Genomic DNA, 14,625 nt, shown 5'->3' with positions numbered 1-14,625 from the left:
CATGGGCAAATCGCTGGTCATTGTGGAATCCCCGGCTAAGGCCAAGACCATCAACAAGTACTTGGGCAACGAGTACGTGGTGAAGTCGAGTATCGGCCATATCCGAGACCTGCCCACCAGCGGTTCGGCTAGCGCCAGCAAGGAGCCTGCCGCCAAGCGCGGCAAGGCCGCCGCGGGCGAAGGTCCGGTACTCACGCCTAAAGAAAAAGCGCGCAAGCAACTGGTTTCGCGCATGGGTGTGGACCCGGACCATGGCTGGAAGGCCAAGTACGAAATCCTTCCGGGCAAGGAAAAGGTCATCGAAGAGCTGCGCCGGCTCGCCAAAGATGCTGACACCATCTATCTCGCGACGGACTTGGACCGCGAAGGGGAAGCCATTGCCTGGCACCTGCGCGAAGCCATCGGCGGTGATGACAGCCGCTACAAGCGCGTGGTGTTCAACGAAATCACCAAGAAAGCCATCCAGGAAGCCTTCTCCAAGCCGGGCGAGCTGGACATCGACCGTGTCAACGCCCAGCAGGCCCGTCGCTTCCTCGACCGCGTCGTCGGCTACATGGTCTCGCCACTGCTGTGGGCGAAGATCGCTCGTGGCCTGTCCGCCGGCCGTGTGCAATCGGTTGCGGTGAAGCTGGTGGTGGAACGTGAGCGCGAGATCCGTGCGTTCATTCCTGAAGAATACTGGGAAGTCCACGCCGACCTCGGCACTGCCAAGGGCGCCAATGTGCGCTTTGAAGTGGCCCGTGAGAAAGGCGAGGCCTTCAAACCACTGAACGAAGCCCAGGCCATGGCCGCGCTGGAGAAGCTCAAGGCTTCCAGCTACAGCATCGTCAAGCGTGAAGACAAACCGACCAGCAGCAAGCCGTCGGCGCCGTTCATCACCTCCACCCTGCAACAGGCCGCGAGCAACCGCCTGGGCTTCGGGGTGAAGAAGACCATGATGATGGCCCAGCGTCTGTATGAGGCTGGCTACATCACCTATATGCGTACGGACTCCACCAACCTCTCGCAAGACGCGGTGGCGATGGCGCGTACCTATATTGAAAGCGAATTCGGCAAGACCTACCTGCCGGAGAAGCCGAACGTCTACAGCAGCAAGGAAGGCGCACAAGAGGCTCACGAAGCGATTCGTCCTTCTGACGCAAACACCACGCCTGCCAAGCTGAGCGGCATGGAGCGCGACGCTGAGCGCCTCTACGAGCTGATCTGGCGCCAGTTCCTGGCTTGCCAGATGCTGCCGGCGCAATACCTGTCTACTACCGTCAGCGTGGGCGCGGGCGATTTCGAGTTGCGTGCCAAGGGCCGTATCCTCAAGTTCGACGGCTACACCCGTGTGATGCCGCAGATCGCCAAGCCTGGCGATGATGATGTGCTGCCGGACATGGCCCAGGGCGACACGCTGAAGCTGATCGAGCTCGACCCGTCCCAGCACTTCACCAAGCCTCCGGCGCGTTATTCCGAAGCCAGCCTGGTGAAAGAGATGGAGAAGCGCGGTATCGGTCGTCCGTCGACCTACGCGGCGATCATCTCCACCATCCAGGACCGTGGCTACGTTGCGCTGCACAACCGTCGTTTCTATTCGGAAAAGATGGGTGACATCGTCACCGAGCGTCTGTCGGAGAGCTTCTCCAACCTGATGGACTACGGCTTCACCGCCGGCATGGAAGAGAACCTCGATGACGTGGCCCAGGGCGAACGCGACTGGAAAAACGTGCTGGACGAGTTCTACGGCGACTTCAAGAAAAAGCTCGAAGTGGCTGAGAACCCCGAGAACGGGATGCGCGCCAACCAGCCGGTGATGACGGATATTCCGTGCACTACCTGCGGTCGACCGATGCAGATTCGTACCGCCTCCACCGGCGTGTTCCTCGGTTGCTCGGGCTACAGCCTGCCGCCCAAAGAGCGCTGCAAGGCGACCGTCAACCTGGTGCCGGGCGATGAAATCGCGGCTGACGACGAGGGTGAGTCCGAGTCGCTGGTGCTGCGTGGCAAGCATCGCTGCCCGATCTGCAGCACGGCGATGGACGCCTACCTGCTGGACGAGAAGCACAAGCTGCACATCTGTGGTAACAACCCGGATTGCAACGGCTACGAGATCGAGGAGGGCACCTATCGCATCAAGGGCTATGAAGGCCCGAGCCTGGAATGCGACAAGTGCGGCAGCGAGATGCAGCTCAAGACCGGCCGTTTCGGCAAGTTCTTCGGCTGCACCAACCCGACCTGCAAGAACACCCGCAAACTGCTCAAAAGCGGTGATGCGGCGCCGCCGAAGATGGACCCGGTGAAAATGCCCGAGCTCAAGTGCGAGAAGGTCAACGACACCTACATCCTGCGTGACGGCGCTTCGGGGCTGTTCCTGGCTGCGAGCCAGTTCCCGAAAAACCGCGAGACCCGTGCGCCACTGGTGATGGAGATCGTGCCGCACAAGGACGAGATCGATCCGAAGTACCACTTCCTGTGTGAAGCGCCGAAGAAGGACCCGGATGGTCGTCCAGCCGTGATCCGCTACAGCCGCAAGACCAAGGAGCAGTACGTGCAGACCGAAGTGGACGGCAAGCCTACTGGCTGGAAAGCGTTCTACGACGGCGGCAAGTGGAAGGTCGAGGACAAGCGCCAGGGCGCTTGATCCGCTAGTCTGTTAACGCCAAAAGCCGTCTGTATAGACGGCTTTTGCTTACTGTAGGATTGAGTTTGTTGTGGCGAGCAAGCTTGCTTGCGCTGGGGTGCGAAGCGCCCCCAATAGCTGGCGACTGCTACGCAGTCGAGCGGGAGCAAGCTCCCTCGCCACAGCAAGCTCGCTCCTACACAGCCAGCATCACGCCTATTCGTTGTGGAGATTGCCGTCATGGCCAACGAACTCTATACCCGTACCAATCAGAAAATTTACTTCGCGGGTTTATCCCTGGACGCCCTTGGCCGTGCCGAGGAAGGGAAAGAGATGAATGCCATCGCGCTGGTGCAGGCGGGGCGCGAAGCGGCGTTGTTCCACCTGTACGGTGCCTTGCTGGGGCTGTGCCATGAAATCGCCGGGTTCTACCGCCTACCCCAGGCCGGTGCGCCGCGTGCAGAAATGATCATGAATCGTGAAGTGCTGGACGCCATGGCGATCCCCGAGTTGGCCGAACTGGTGGAAATGGCCCAGAGCCCCGACAGTTGGGTGGCGCGGCTGCTCAAAGCACATGCGGATATGTTTCAGCCGCCGCGTATTCCCCATGTGCCCAAGGGGGATGTCACCCAGCCGCTGATCGTCGCCGTGGCCTTGGAACAGGATGAGCCTAAGCTTTTGAGCCGTGAGGAGTTGGAAGGCTGGCGCCAGGAGTTGAAGAAGATGGCGCTGCGCTTTCGTGAAGGGCTCAACGAGTGCTGAAGGAGTAAATGACGGGGGCTGGCTGCGCAGCGACGCTGAACCTGTGGCAATGGAGCTTGCTCCCGCGACGGCCGGACGGCCGACGCTTATCTACCTGACGCCCTAGGATCCCAATGTGGGAGCTGGCTTGCCTGCGATGGCCGCCTGACAGGCGACCCTGTTATACCGAGTACATATCCATTCCTGCGGTAACGGCCACTTTGGGTTCCGCCTGGCGGCGGGTCACTTTCGAAAAGCGCGAAAGTAACCAAAGCGCTCTTGCCCCACCACTCGGCACCTCGCCTAGGCTCGGCGTGCCCGAACACAGCCTTGAATCCGTGGGCCGCCGCCACGCGCCATCCATGGCGCGGGGCGGCTAACCCGGCGTCCTGCCGGGTTACCCACGAATTCAAGCCTGCGTTCGGCCAGCGTGGTTTAACGGGGCGCCTGAGATCAAAAGCCAGATCAAGATCACAAGCAGATCAAGATCAAGAGCAGATCAAGATCAAGATCAAGAGCGGCTCGCTTCGCATCGTGGTTACCGTTGGCTGCTACAGCTTGCAAAGTTCTGTGAATGCCCTTGCTGCGATAGAGGCGAGTCAGAAAAGCCCTGAGATAACTGACCACCGCCATCGCAGGAGAGCCAGCTCCCACATTGATTAGCGTTTTGCCATGGCACCATTCATCAAGCCGTCAACAAACCTGTCCATATCCCCTGCGAGGCTGGGTGGATGACTGATATAATCCCAGGCCTTTCGTGGAGAACAGACTTTTATGCCAACGTCCTTTCTGGAAATTGTTGAACTGCCTGACGGCCGAATCGAACTGCGCCGGGCGGAGGACGAGGGTTCTCTGGTTATTCTGGATTTCTCCGAAGACGCCAAAGTCTTCCTGCAAGGCCAGCACGTCGAAGTGGCTAAAGCCATGTTGAGCGTGGGTGTGCAGATGGCAGGTCGCCTTGCCGAAGGCGAGCCGGAGAAAGAAGAAGGGCCGCGCGTTCTTCACTGAGTCCTTCGTGAAGGCTGCTTCGGTGGCGCGCCCATCATTACCCCAATCGAATATTCAAACTCTGTGCATCACCCGTACGCGCAGCGCTGATCAGTTGCTGCTTGGCGCTGGCATTCAGCGGGCTCAACCAGCTCACCACCGTATGGCTACGGCCCAGGCGCAAGGCTTCACAGGTTAGTTGCTGGGCGCTTTGTGCGCCGCGTGGTTGCAGCAACAGGATGCGCTCGCGGTTGAGTCCGGCGTCCCGCAGCCAGGCCTGCGTGAGGCTGGCGGGCGGGGCGATCAATGTCAGCCAGCGGGCGTCCTGATCTTCGCTCAATTCGCGCAGGATAGGTGCCAGCAGGTTCAGGCAGCTCTCAGCCGCACCGCGCAACGACAATTCACTGAACGCCTCAGGTTCGCCGCCCCAGGGGGCTTCGACCGTTTCCTTGAGGATTGGCGCAAGGGGCTGGGCCATGAAGGCCTCGAACAGCGACAGTTGTGTGTGTTGTGGGGTGTGCACGAGCTGCATGATGCCTCCTTTAACGGCGAATGACGCCGACACTCAAGCCTTCGATCACCAGGTCCTGGTCTTTCAGGTTGACTTCGATCGGGGCAAACTCAGGGTTTTCGGCCAGGAGCCAGACCTTGCTGCCTTCGCGCTTGAAGCGTTTGACCGTGACCTCGTCGCCAATACGGGCAACGACGATCTGGCCATTGCGGGCTTCGCGGGTAGTATGCACGGCCAGCAGGTCACCGTCGAAGATGCCCACGTCCTTCATGCTCATGCCGTGCACACGCAACAGGTAGTCGGCACGCGGATGGAAGAAGGTCGGGTTGATGTTGCAGGATTCCTCGACGTGCTGCTGCGCCAGGATCGGCGCACCTGCGGCGACGCGACCGATGATCGGCAATGTCGACTCGTCTGCCTTGGCTTCGAAGCCAGGGATGCGAATACCCCGCGAAGCACCGGGGGTCATCTCGATCGCACCTTTGCGAGCGAGTGCCTTGAGGTGTTCCTCGGCGGCGTTCGGGGACTTGAACCCCAATTCCAGGGCAATCTCCGCACGGGTAGGCGGGTAACCATTGTCATCAAGGCAGCGCTTGATAAAAGCCAGAATCTCAGCTTGGCGTGGCGTCAGTTTTAGCATGTTGATCGCTCTGTCTTTTTATACAGTGACTGGGATTATATACAGTGAACTGCGCTTGGCAATCATCCTTTTTGGCGGCTCCGCTGGACGGTCTTCCGTCAGCCGTCCTACAGAGCAGAAGCGGCGCTGCCTACAGAGCTGCGAGGATATGATTAAATAGCGGTGAAACAGATGACCGACCAGCCGCAAAGCGGACCCGCAGGCTTGACAAGACACACTCTGAAACGTATGTTTCAAACAAGTGTTTGTCAGGCGGAGTAGCCATGGCCCAGTCGGAAACCGTTGAACGCATTCTCGATGCTGCCGAGCAATTGTTCGCGGAAAAAGGATTTGCTGAAACTTCATTGCGTCTGATCACCAGCAAGGCTGGGGTCAACCTGGCCGCCGTGAATTACCACTTCGGCTCGAAAAAGGCCCTGATCCAGGCGGTGTTCTCACGCTTTCTGGGCCCGTTCTGCGCAAGCCTCGACCGTGAGCTGGAACGCCGCCAGGCCAAGGCCGATCACAAGCCCAGCCTGGAAGAGCTGCTGGAAATCCTCGTGGAGCAAGCGTTGGTCGTGCAGCCCCGTAGCGGCAACGATTTATCGATCTTCATGCGCCTGCTTGGCCTGGCGTTCAGCCAGAGCCAGGGCCACTTGCGCCGTTATCTGGAAGACATGTACGGCAAGGTGTTCCGCCGCTATATGCTGCTGGTCAACGAAGCGGCGCCGCGTATTCCGCCTATCGAACTGTTCTGGCGTGTGCATTTCATGCTCGGTGCCGCAGCTTTCAGCATGTCGGGTATCAAGGCGTTGCGGGCAATTGCCGAGACCGATTTCGGTGTGAACACGTCCATCGAGCAAGTCATGCGCCTGATGGTGCCGTTCCTTGCCGCTGGCATGCGCGCCGAAACCGGCGTCACCGACCCGGCCATGGCCACCGCCCAGTTGCGCCCGCGCAGCAAAACCGTACCGGTCGCCGCCAAGGTTTGATCGCTGCGGGTGGGCGCGGTCGCTTGCATCCGCTAAGCTAGCCGCCATGCCGATTTCAGCTATTTATTCGCAACCCGTGGTCCTTGCCCTGCCTGGCAGGGACCACGGGTTGTGTGCGTTATTTAAGGAAGGTTTATGACTGCTGCCCTGCAAGGTTCTTTGATGGTCGACGTCGCCGGTACCTGGCTCACGGCCGAGGATCGTCATCTGTTGCGCCAACCGGAAGTGGGCGGCCTGATCATTTTTGCGCGCAATATCGAGCACCCGCGTCAGGTTCGCGAATTGAGCGCAGCCATTCGCGCAGTGCGCCCGGACCTGCTGCTGGCTGTGGACCAGGAAGGCGGCCGCGTACAGCGTCTGCGCCAAGGCTTCGTGCGCCTGCCGGCCATGCGTGCGCTGGCGGATAACCCCAACGCTGAATACCTGGCTGAGCAGTGCGGCTGGATCATGGCCACCGAGGTGCTGGCGGTGGGCCTGGACCTGAGTTTTGCCCCCGTGCTGGACCTCGACTACCAACGCAGCGCCGTGGTCGGTACCCGTGCTTTCGAAGGCGACCCCGAGCGCGCTGCCGTGCTCGCGGGTGCATTTATCCGTGGCATGAACAGCGCCGGCATGGCCGCCACCGGCAAGCACTTCCCTGGCCATGGTTGGGCCGAGGCCGATTCCCACGTCGCCATTCCCAATGACGAGCGCAGCCTGGAACAGATTCGCGCCAACGACCTGGTGCCTTTCGCGCGCCTGAGCAAGCAATTGGCCGCCGTGATGCCGGCGCACGTCATCTACCCGCAGGTCGATGCCCAGCCTGCTGGTTTTTCGCGTCGCTGGTTGCAGGACATCCTGCGCGGTGAGTTGCAGTTTGACGGGGTCATCTTCAGCGATGACCTGTCCATGGCCGGCGCCCATGTGGTCGGCGATGCGGCCAGTCGGATCGAAGCGGCGCTGACCGCCGGTTGTGACATGGGCTTGGTGTGCAATGACCGTGCGGCGGCCGAGCTGGCGCTCAGTGCAGCACAGCGGATGAAGGTCACGCCATCGGCGCGGATTGCGCGTATGCGTGGGCAGGCGGTTGCGTCGACTGATTACAAACAGGATCCGCGTTGGCTGACAGCGCTTACTGCGTTGCGTGATGCGCAGTTGATCGACTGAAAACCGAAGCGCGGCCATCGCAGGCAAGCCAGCTCCCACATTTTGATTTGTGAATACATTCAGGTGTGGGAGCTGGCTTGCTCGCGAAGGCGGCCTAACAGTCAGCGCTTCTCTTGCTTGTTGGGCAACGGCGCAAACAACGCTTCAATCTCGTCATTGCCCAACTGCCAATCCCCCGTGGTTCGCCCATCCAGCACACCCGCAGCCAGATCGGACTTCTCCTTCTGCAAATGCTGGATTTTCTCCTCCACTGTGCCCCGGGCAATCATCTTGTACACGAACACCGGCTTTTCCTGCCCGATGCGGTACGCACGGTCGGTGGCCTGGTTTTCCGTGGCCGGGTTCCACCAGGGGTCATAGTGGATAACCGTGTCGGCTTCGGTCAGGTTCAAGCCGACGCCGCCGGCCTTCAGGCTGATTAAAAAGATCTGCAACTTACCGCTCTGGAAATCCTTCACCGGTGTACGTCGATCCCGGGTCTGGCCGGTCAGCAGGGCGTAGGCAATGCCGCGCTTTTTCAGTTCGGCCTCGATCAGGCTCAGCATCGAGGTGAACTGTGAGAACAGCAGGATCCGGCGGCCTTCGGCAAACAGCTCGTCGAGCATGTCCATCAGGCTGTCGAGCTTGCCCGAGCTGCTGCCACGGGCGGGCAGGGTGGCGTCGTTGACAAGGCGCAGGTCGCAGCACACCTGGCGCAGTTTGAGCAGGGCTTCGAGGATGATGATCTGGCTGCGAGCCACGCCCTTGCGGGTGATCTCGTCGCGGACCTTTTTATCCATGGCCAGGCGCATGGTTTCGTACACGTCGCGCTGGGCCTCGTTGAGGTCGACCCAGTGGATAATTTCGGTCTTGGGTGGCAGTTCGGTTGCCACTTGTTCCTTGGTGCGGCGTAGCAGGAAGGGTTTGATCCGACCGTTGAGGTGCTGCAATCGCACCTCGCTGGCACGTTTTTCAATCGGCACGCGGTAATCACGGTTGAAGCTCTTCACGTCGCCCAGCCAGCCCGGCAGCAGGAAGTGAAACAGCGACCACAGTTCGCCCAAGTGATTTTCCAAAGGCGTGCCGCTCAGGCACAGGCGCTGGCGGGCATTCAGCTCGCGTGCGGCCTGGGCTGCCTTGCTGGACGGATTCTTGATGTACTGCGCTTCATCCAGGATCAAGACGTGCAAGGGCAGGGCGGCGAGCTGTTCAATGTCCTTGGGCAGCAGGGCGTAGGTGGTCAGCAGCAGGTCGTAGTCATTCAGGTTGGCGAAATGTTTCTTACGTCCTGCGCCATAAAGTGCCTGCACTCTCAGCTGCGGGGTGAAGTGCGCGGCTTCATCCAGCCAGTTAGGGATCAGGCTGGTGGGCATCACGACCATGCAGGGCCGATCAAGGCGCCCTGCGTTTTTTTCGGTGAGGATGTGCGCCAGGGTCTGCAAGGTTTTGCCCAGGCCCATGTCATCCGCGAGTATCCCGCCCACCTCGAGTTGGCGCAGCGACTGCATCCAGCTCAGACCTTCCAGCTGGTAGGGGCGCAAGGTCGCATTCAGGCCTTCGGGCGCCACGCAGGTGAAATCCTTGATATCGCGCAGGCGCTGGGCGAAGTTGCGGATCTTCTCGCCGCCTTCCCATTGCAGAGGCAGGTCTTCCAGCGGGTTGAGGCGTATGGCGTCGGCCTTGGCCAAGCGCAGCGCGGTGGTGCCGGCTTCCTGCAGGTAAAACTCGCCGAGGGTTGCCAGCACCGGCTTCAAGCGGCCGTAGGGCAGCGCCACTTGCAGCGGGCCGTGGCCGTTGGGCAGGCCGGGGATGTTCACCAGGATCAGCTCTTCATCGCGGCGCCGCGCCAGTTTCTCCGGGTTGAGGATCTCGGTATGAGAGCGCATCAGGTTCAGCAGGATCGGCAGCAGGCTCAAGCGTTCGCCGTTGACGATGATGCCCAGCTCCAGATCGAACCAATCGCGTTCCGGCCCTTCATCGACTGTGGCATACCAGTCATCGACGGGGCTCAGGTCAAAGCCGAAGTCTTCATCGATCTGCAGTTCCCAGCCCTCGGCACGCAAGGTCGGCGACACATTGAGGGTGAAGTTCAGCCAGGCACTGTCATTGACCATCTCGAACAGCTCGCCGGCACTTTCCGGCAGGGCCTTGCTCTGGCGCGTGGCGATCTTGAAGCCAAGCAGGCGCAGGTGTTCGCGATAGGCCTGCTCTTGCTCGGGTTGGCGCTTGATCCGCAGGCTCTGCGTCTCCTGGCGCACAATGATGTCGGCATTTTTTTGCCCGCTGACATAGTTGCCCAGGTAGTTGAACGACAGCGCCGCACGGTGCTGGATATAGCGCTGCATCTTGCCGTTGCGCGGCTCGAACGCGCTGAATTCCACGCTGGCCAGCCACAGGCGTGGCACCGGTTGCACGTCGTCCATCACCACCTGTGGCAGGACAACGCGGTTATCGAGCACGGCCTGGAGTTTTTCCAGCAGTTGCGCATCCTGGGCCGCTGCCGGGTAGGCCAGGGTTTCCTGAACCTTGAGCAGCACCGCCGCGATGTGTTTGCAGTTGGTGTGCACCGGGCACGTGCAGCGGCTGTCCACCAGGATCAGCAGGCCCTTGGCCGATTCGCGCAGTGAGATGGTCTGGCGGTAAACATTGCCGCCCGAGCCTTCGCAACTGGCGGTGATGGTGCTGTCGCCGCACTCGACGATGCGCACGCGGTTCTCCAGGGCGTAGCGCCGCCCGCGCTCGAGGCTTTGCTCTTTGAAGCGATTGGCCCACGAAGGGGCCAGGGGTTTGGTCAACGACGACGTCAGGGGCATGGCGCGCAATCAGTCCTGAAGGTCGGGCGGTGGTGCGCTGGGTGGCTTGGCGGTCAGCGAGGTGATCTTGATCAGCAGCGCCAGGTGGCCGCCGTCCAGGTAGTTGAGCTGGTTGTTCTTGGTGCGCACGTCTTTCTGGCTCAAGTGTTCGCTGGCGATCACGCTGCCGTTGCCGTCGAACTGGTTGATCCAGAAATCCGCGTCGATATCGGTAAAGCGCCCCAGTTGCAGGCTCAACACCCCTTCGATAGGGAACTGGCCGAACTGCTCCTGACCGTCGGTGATGGCCACCTTCACCGCTTGCTCGCCCAGGTTCTGTTCCCAGGCCTTGTGGGCGAGCACCGTGTAGTTGGTGTCGGCGCGCAGCTTGTCGACGATATTGCCCAGGCGCGGCGGGCTCATCCGCTCACCCAGGCGCGGCGCTCCGGCATCCCAGTTTTCCGGCGCGGCGCGGCTACTGATCACCGGTTCTGCATTCTGGCGCACCAGGATCATTTCCACCTGATACAGGCTGTCGGCAAAGGCCGAAGGTGCGAGTACCACCAACAACAGGCTCAAAATGCGGAACACGCGCATGGGGGCGTCCTTAAACGGATTTCGGAATGAGGCGTTCAAACAGCGCCTCCAAGGTGTTGAAGCGTTCTTCGGCACGTTCCATCGGCACCATGAACTTGAACAGCGTAGCCCCTTCGAACTTGTAGCGGTTGGGCTGGCCCTGGATCAGCTTGATCAGCACCAACGGGTCGACCGGTGTCTGCGCTTCGAATTCGATACGCCCGCCTTGCGGCCCGGCGTCGACTTTCTTGATGCCCAACTGCTCGGCCTGCAACTTGAGCAGGGTCAGGCGCACCAGGTTCTTGGTCGGTTCCGGCAACAGGCCGAAACGGTCGATCATCTCTACCTGCAAGTCCTTGAGGCCTTCTTCGTCGGCCGCCGAGGCAATGCGCTTGTACAGGATCAACCGTGCATGCACATCCGGCAGGTAGTCTTCGGGAATCAACGCCGGCAAGCGCAGGTTGATCTCCGGGCCGCCGCCCAAGGGTTGGTCGAGGTTAGGTTGTTCGCCTTTGCGGATGGCTTTTACCGCGCGTTCAAGCATCTCCATATACAGCGTGAAACCCACCGCCTGGATCTGCCCGCTCTGGCCGTCGCCGAGCAATTCACCGGCACCCCGGATTTCCAGGTCATTGGTGGCCAATACAAAGCCGGCCCCGAGGTCCTGGGTATTGGCGATCGCTTCCAGGCGTTTTTCCGCATCGGAAGTGATCTGCTGGCGCGGCGGTGTGAGCAGGTAGGCATAGGCCTGGTGGTGACTGCGCCCGACGCGACCGCGCAATTGGTGCAGCTGCGCCAGGCCGAACTTGTCGGCACGCTCGATGATGATCGTGTTGGCGCTCGGCACGTCGATGCCGGTCTCAATGATGGTCGAGGCGATCAGCACGTTGAAGCGCTTGTGGTAGAAGTCGCTCATCACCTGTTCGAGTTCGCGCTCGCGCATCTGCCCGTGGCCGATGGCGATACGGGCCTCAGGTACCAGTTCGGCGAGGTCGGCGGCGCATTTCTCGATGGTTTTCACATCGTTGTGCAGGTAATACACCTGGCCGCCGCGCAGCAGTTCGCGCAGCAGGGCTTCCTTAACCGTGCTCTTGTTCTGCTCCATCACGAAGGTGCGCACCGACAGGCGACGCGCCGGTGGCGTGGCGATGATCGACAGGTCGCGCATGCCCGACACCGCCATGTTCAGCGTGCGCGGAATTGGCGTGGCGGTGAGGGTGAGGATATCGACTTCACTGCGCAGGGCCTTGAGCTGTTCTTTCTGGCGCACACCAAAGCGGTGTTCTTCGTCGATGATCACCAGGCCCAGGTTCTTGATCTTCACATCGTCCGACAGCAGCTTGTGAGTACCGATGACGATGTCGATTTTGCCCTCGGCCAGATCGGCGACGGCGGCATTCACTTCCTTGGCGGACTTGAAGCGGCTCATTACCTCCACGGTCACCGGCCAGTCGGCAAAGCGGTCGCGGAAGCTGTTGTAGTGCTGCTGGGCAAGCAGGGTGGTTGGCACCAGGATCGCCACCTGGCGACCGCCGTGTACCGCAATAAAGGCTGCACGCATGGCCACTTCGGTCTTGCCGAAGCCCACGTCGCCGCACACCAGGCGATCCATCGGCTTGGGCGCGAGCATGTCGGCGCGCACCGCTTCGATGGTGGTTTGCTGGTCCGGGGTTTCTTCGAAGGCGAAGCCGGCGCTGAAAGTGGCGTAGTCGGCTTTCGGGTCGGCGAAGGCATAACCTTCGCGGGCAGCACGGCGGGCATAGATGTCGAGCAGTTCGGCGGCCACGTCGCGCACCTGTTCGGCGGCCTTGCGCTTGGCTTTCTGCCAGGTCTCGGAGCCCAGGCGGTGCAACGGCGCCAAGGCGTCGTCGCTGCCGGTGTAGCGGGCGATCAGGTGCAGGTTGGCCACCGGCACGTAGAGCTTGGCGCCCTCGGCGTATTCCATGGTGAGGAATTCGGCGGCCTGGTTGTCGATCTCCAGGGTCTGCAGACCCAGGTAGCGGCCCACGCCATGGTCGATATGCACCACCGGCGCGCCTTCGCGCAGCTCGGTGAGGTTCTTGATCACCGCGTCGTTGTTGGCATCGGCGCGTTTTTCCCGGCGCCTGCGCTGCATCACGCGCTGGCCGAACAGCGGGCTTTCGGCGATCAAGGCCAGCGCCGGGTCATCCAGCTGCAGCCCTTCGTCCAGCGGCGCGATGGTGATTGCCAGGCGCTCTTTGCTGACGACAAAATCCGGCCAGCTGTCGACGGTTTTTGGCCGCAGCTTCAGGCGTTCCAACAGCTCCAGCAGCACTTCGCGACGCCCGGCGGATTCGGCGGTGAACAGCACGCGGCCCGGGAAGTCACCGAGGAAGTTCGACAGCGCCTCCAGCGGTTGCGTGGCTTTGGCCTGGATCGCCAGATCGGGCAACGCGCTCGCCGGGAAACGCTCGCGGCCACTGCCGGCGTCCACGTCCTGCTGGCTGGCGACCACACGCGGCCAGTTTTTCAGGCGCGCGAAGCAGTCTTCAACTGGCAGGAACAGTTCAGCGGGCGGCAGTAAAGGCCGTGATGGATCGACGCGGCGTTCTTCGTAGCGGTTGCGCACATCGTTCCAGAAGTTTTCCGCCGCCTGTTCGATACCCGGCAGGGAGAACACCTGGGTGTCCTGCGGCAGGTAGTCGAAGAGGGTGGAGGTTTCGTCGAAGAACAACGGCAGGTAGTACTCGATACCGGCAGGGGTAATCCCGCTGCTCAAGTCCTGGAAGATCGGGCAGCGACGGAAGTCCACATCGAAGCGCTCACGAAAGCGCGCCTTGAAGCGTGTTACCGCGTCTTTTTGCAACGGGAATTCCCGCGCCGGCAGCAGCTTGATCGAGTCGACCTTGTCGATGGAACGCTGGTTCTCCGGGTCGAAGGTGCGCAGCGTCTCGATCTCGTCATCGAACAGGTCGATACGGTACGGCAACTTGCTGCCCATCGGGAACAGGTCGATCAAAGCGCCGCGCACCGCGAACTCACCGTGCTCGTACACCGTGTCGACGCAGCGGTAGCCGCTGGCTTCCAGGCGCGTGCGCATCTGCTCGACGTCGAGCTTCTGGCCCACGTCCAGCACCAGGCTGCTGCCGAGCAGGAACTTGGTCGGTGCCAGGCGGTGCAGGGCGGTGGTGATCGGCACCACCAGCACGCCGTGGGCCAGTTCGGGCAAGCGGTACAGGCTGGCGATGCGCTGGGAGATGATGTCCTGGTGCGGCGAGAACAGGTCGTAGGGCAGGGTTTCCCAGTCGGGAAAATGCAGCACCGGCAAATCCGGGGCGAAGAAGCTCAGCTCCTGCTCCAACCGTTCGGCACTTTGGCTGTCGGCGGTGAGCAGCAGGGTAAAGCGCTTGGCTGCGCTGGCAGCCTCGGCTATGGCCAGGCTCAGGGCGGCACCGGGCAGGTTGCCCCAGTGCTGTTTACCTGCCGCGGCAGGGAGTAACGGTAGACGCAGAACGGGCACGGAAGGTTGAGCTCCAAGCGTTGCGACAAAGTCGGTAATTGTAACGGCCCCAGGTGCCGCCTGTCAGTTGCTGACTGTGCCTATTACGGTTTGTAGGAAATGTAGTGGCTAAGACAAACAATGGCGGGTTTTGACTCAATATGTAGTGCCAAAATGCGCGAATGTTTAGGAGGGTTACGGACAAGTCGGCCTGCTCACC

The 14,625-nt window shown here is 61.2% G+C and carries 10 protein-coding genes; 5 read left to right on the top strand and 5 right to left on the bottom strand.

Going from position 1 to position 14,625, the window contains the following annotated elements; genetic code table 11:
* Nucleotide 1: 1 nt before the first annotated feature.
* The 3 genes from topA to HBO10_RS01890 all read left to right on the top strand — a co-directional run bounded on the left by topA (nt 2) and on the right by HBO10_RS01890 (nt 4,351).
* The gene (topA, locus tag HBO10_RS01900) at nt 2-2,623 is read left to right on the top strand and encodes a type I DNA topoisomerase (protein WP_034126645.1); all 2,622 of its coding nucleotides are present in this window, start codon (nt 2-4) and stop codon (nt 2,621-2,623) included.
* Nucleotides 2,624-2,842: 219 nt separating this feature from the next.
* Nucleotides 2,843-3,364 (top strand): DUF6586 family protein, encoded by a 522-nt coding sequence (locus HBO10_RS01895; RefSeq protein ID WP_034126646.1) that lies wholly within the window; start codon nt 2,843-2,845, stop codon nt 3,362-3,364.
* Nucleotides 3,365-4,117: 753 nt separating this feature from the next.
* The gene (locus tag HBO10_RS01890; protein WP_003189656.1) at nt 4,118-4,351 is read left to right on the top strand and encodes a hypothetical protein; all 234 of its coding nucleotides are present in this window, start codon (nt 4,118-4,120) and stop codon (nt 4,349-4,351) included.
* Nucleotides 4,352-4,388: 37 nt separating this feature from the next.
* Here HBO10_RS01890 and sulA read toward each other — a convergent pair whose 3' ends face one another.
* Both sulA and lexA read right to left on the bottom strand, forming a co-directional pair.
* The gene (gene sulA / locus HBO10_RS01885) at nt 4,389-4,862 is read right to left on the bottom strand and encodes an SOS-induced cell division inhibitor SulA (protein ID WP_020302896.1); all 474 of its coding nucleotides are present in this window, start codon (nt 4,860-4,862) and stop codon (nt 4,389-4,391) included.
* A 10-nt stretch (nt 4,863-4,872) separates the two neighbouring features.
* Nucleotides 4,873-5,481: a transcriptional repressor LexA gene (gene lexA / locus HBO10_RS01880; protein WP_003172575.1), complete on the bottom strand. Its 609-nt coding sequence runs from the start codon at nt 5,479-5,481 to the stop codon at nt 4,873-4,875.
* 263 nt (nt 5,482-5,744) lie between these two features.
* Between lexA and HBO10_RS01875 the strand changes: the two genes are divergently transcribed.
* Nucleotides 5,745-6,452 carry a TetR/AcrR family transcriptional regulator gene (locus HBO10_RS01875; protein ID WP_034126647.1) on the top strand — a complete coding sequence of 236 codons (708 nt, stop codon included), beginning with the start codon at nt 5,745-5,747 and terminating at the stop codon, nt 6,450-6,452.
* A 135-nt stretch (nt 6,453-6,587) separates the two neighbouring features.
* On the top strand, nt 6,588-7,598 hold the full coding sequence (nagZ, locus tag HBO10_RS01870) for a beta-N-acetylhexosaminidase (RefSeq protein WP_019818244.1): 1,011 nt from the start codon (nt 6,588-6,590) through the stop codon (nt 7,596-7,598).
* Between the two features lie 101 nt (nt 7,599-7,699).
* Here nagZ and HBO10_RS01865 read toward each other — a convergent pair whose 3' ends face one another.
* Genes HBO10_RS01865 through mfd form a run of 3 tightly spaced genes read right to left on the bottom strand, consistent with a single transcriptional unit; the run spans nt 7,700 to nt 14,426 of the window.
* Nucleotides 7,700-10,390, bottom strand: a complete 2,691-nt coding sequence (locus HBO10_RS01865) for a DEAD/DEAH box helicase (RefSeq protein ID WP_034126648.1) — start codon at nt 10,388-10,390, stop codon at nt 7,700-7,702.
* Between the two features lie 9 nt (nt 10,391-10,399).
* Nucleotides 10,400-10,966, bottom strand: a complete 567-nt coding sequence (locus HBO10_RS01860; protein ID WP_034126649.1) for a CsiV family protein — start codon at nt 10,964-10,966, stop codon at nt 10,400-10,402.
* 10 nt (nt 10,967-10,976) lie between these two features.
* Nucleotides 10,977-14,426: a transcription-repair coupling factor gene (gene mfd, locus HBO10_RS01855; RefSeq protein ID WP_034126650.1), complete on the bottom strand. Its 3,450-nt coding sequence runs from the start codon at nt 14,424-14,426 to the stop codon at nt 10,977-10,979.
* Between the last annotated feature and the right edge of the window lie 199 nt (nt 14,427-14,625).

The sequence above is a fragment of the Pseudomonas sp. WS 5503 genome (assembly GCF_012985385.1).
In the GTDB taxonomy this organism is placed as follows: domain Bacteria; phylum Pseudomonadota; class Gammaproteobacteria; order Pseudomonadales; family Pseudomonadaceae; genus Aquipseudomonas; species Aquipseudomonas paracarnis.
This window is presented reverse-complemented; position numbering and strand designations above follow the sequence as displayed.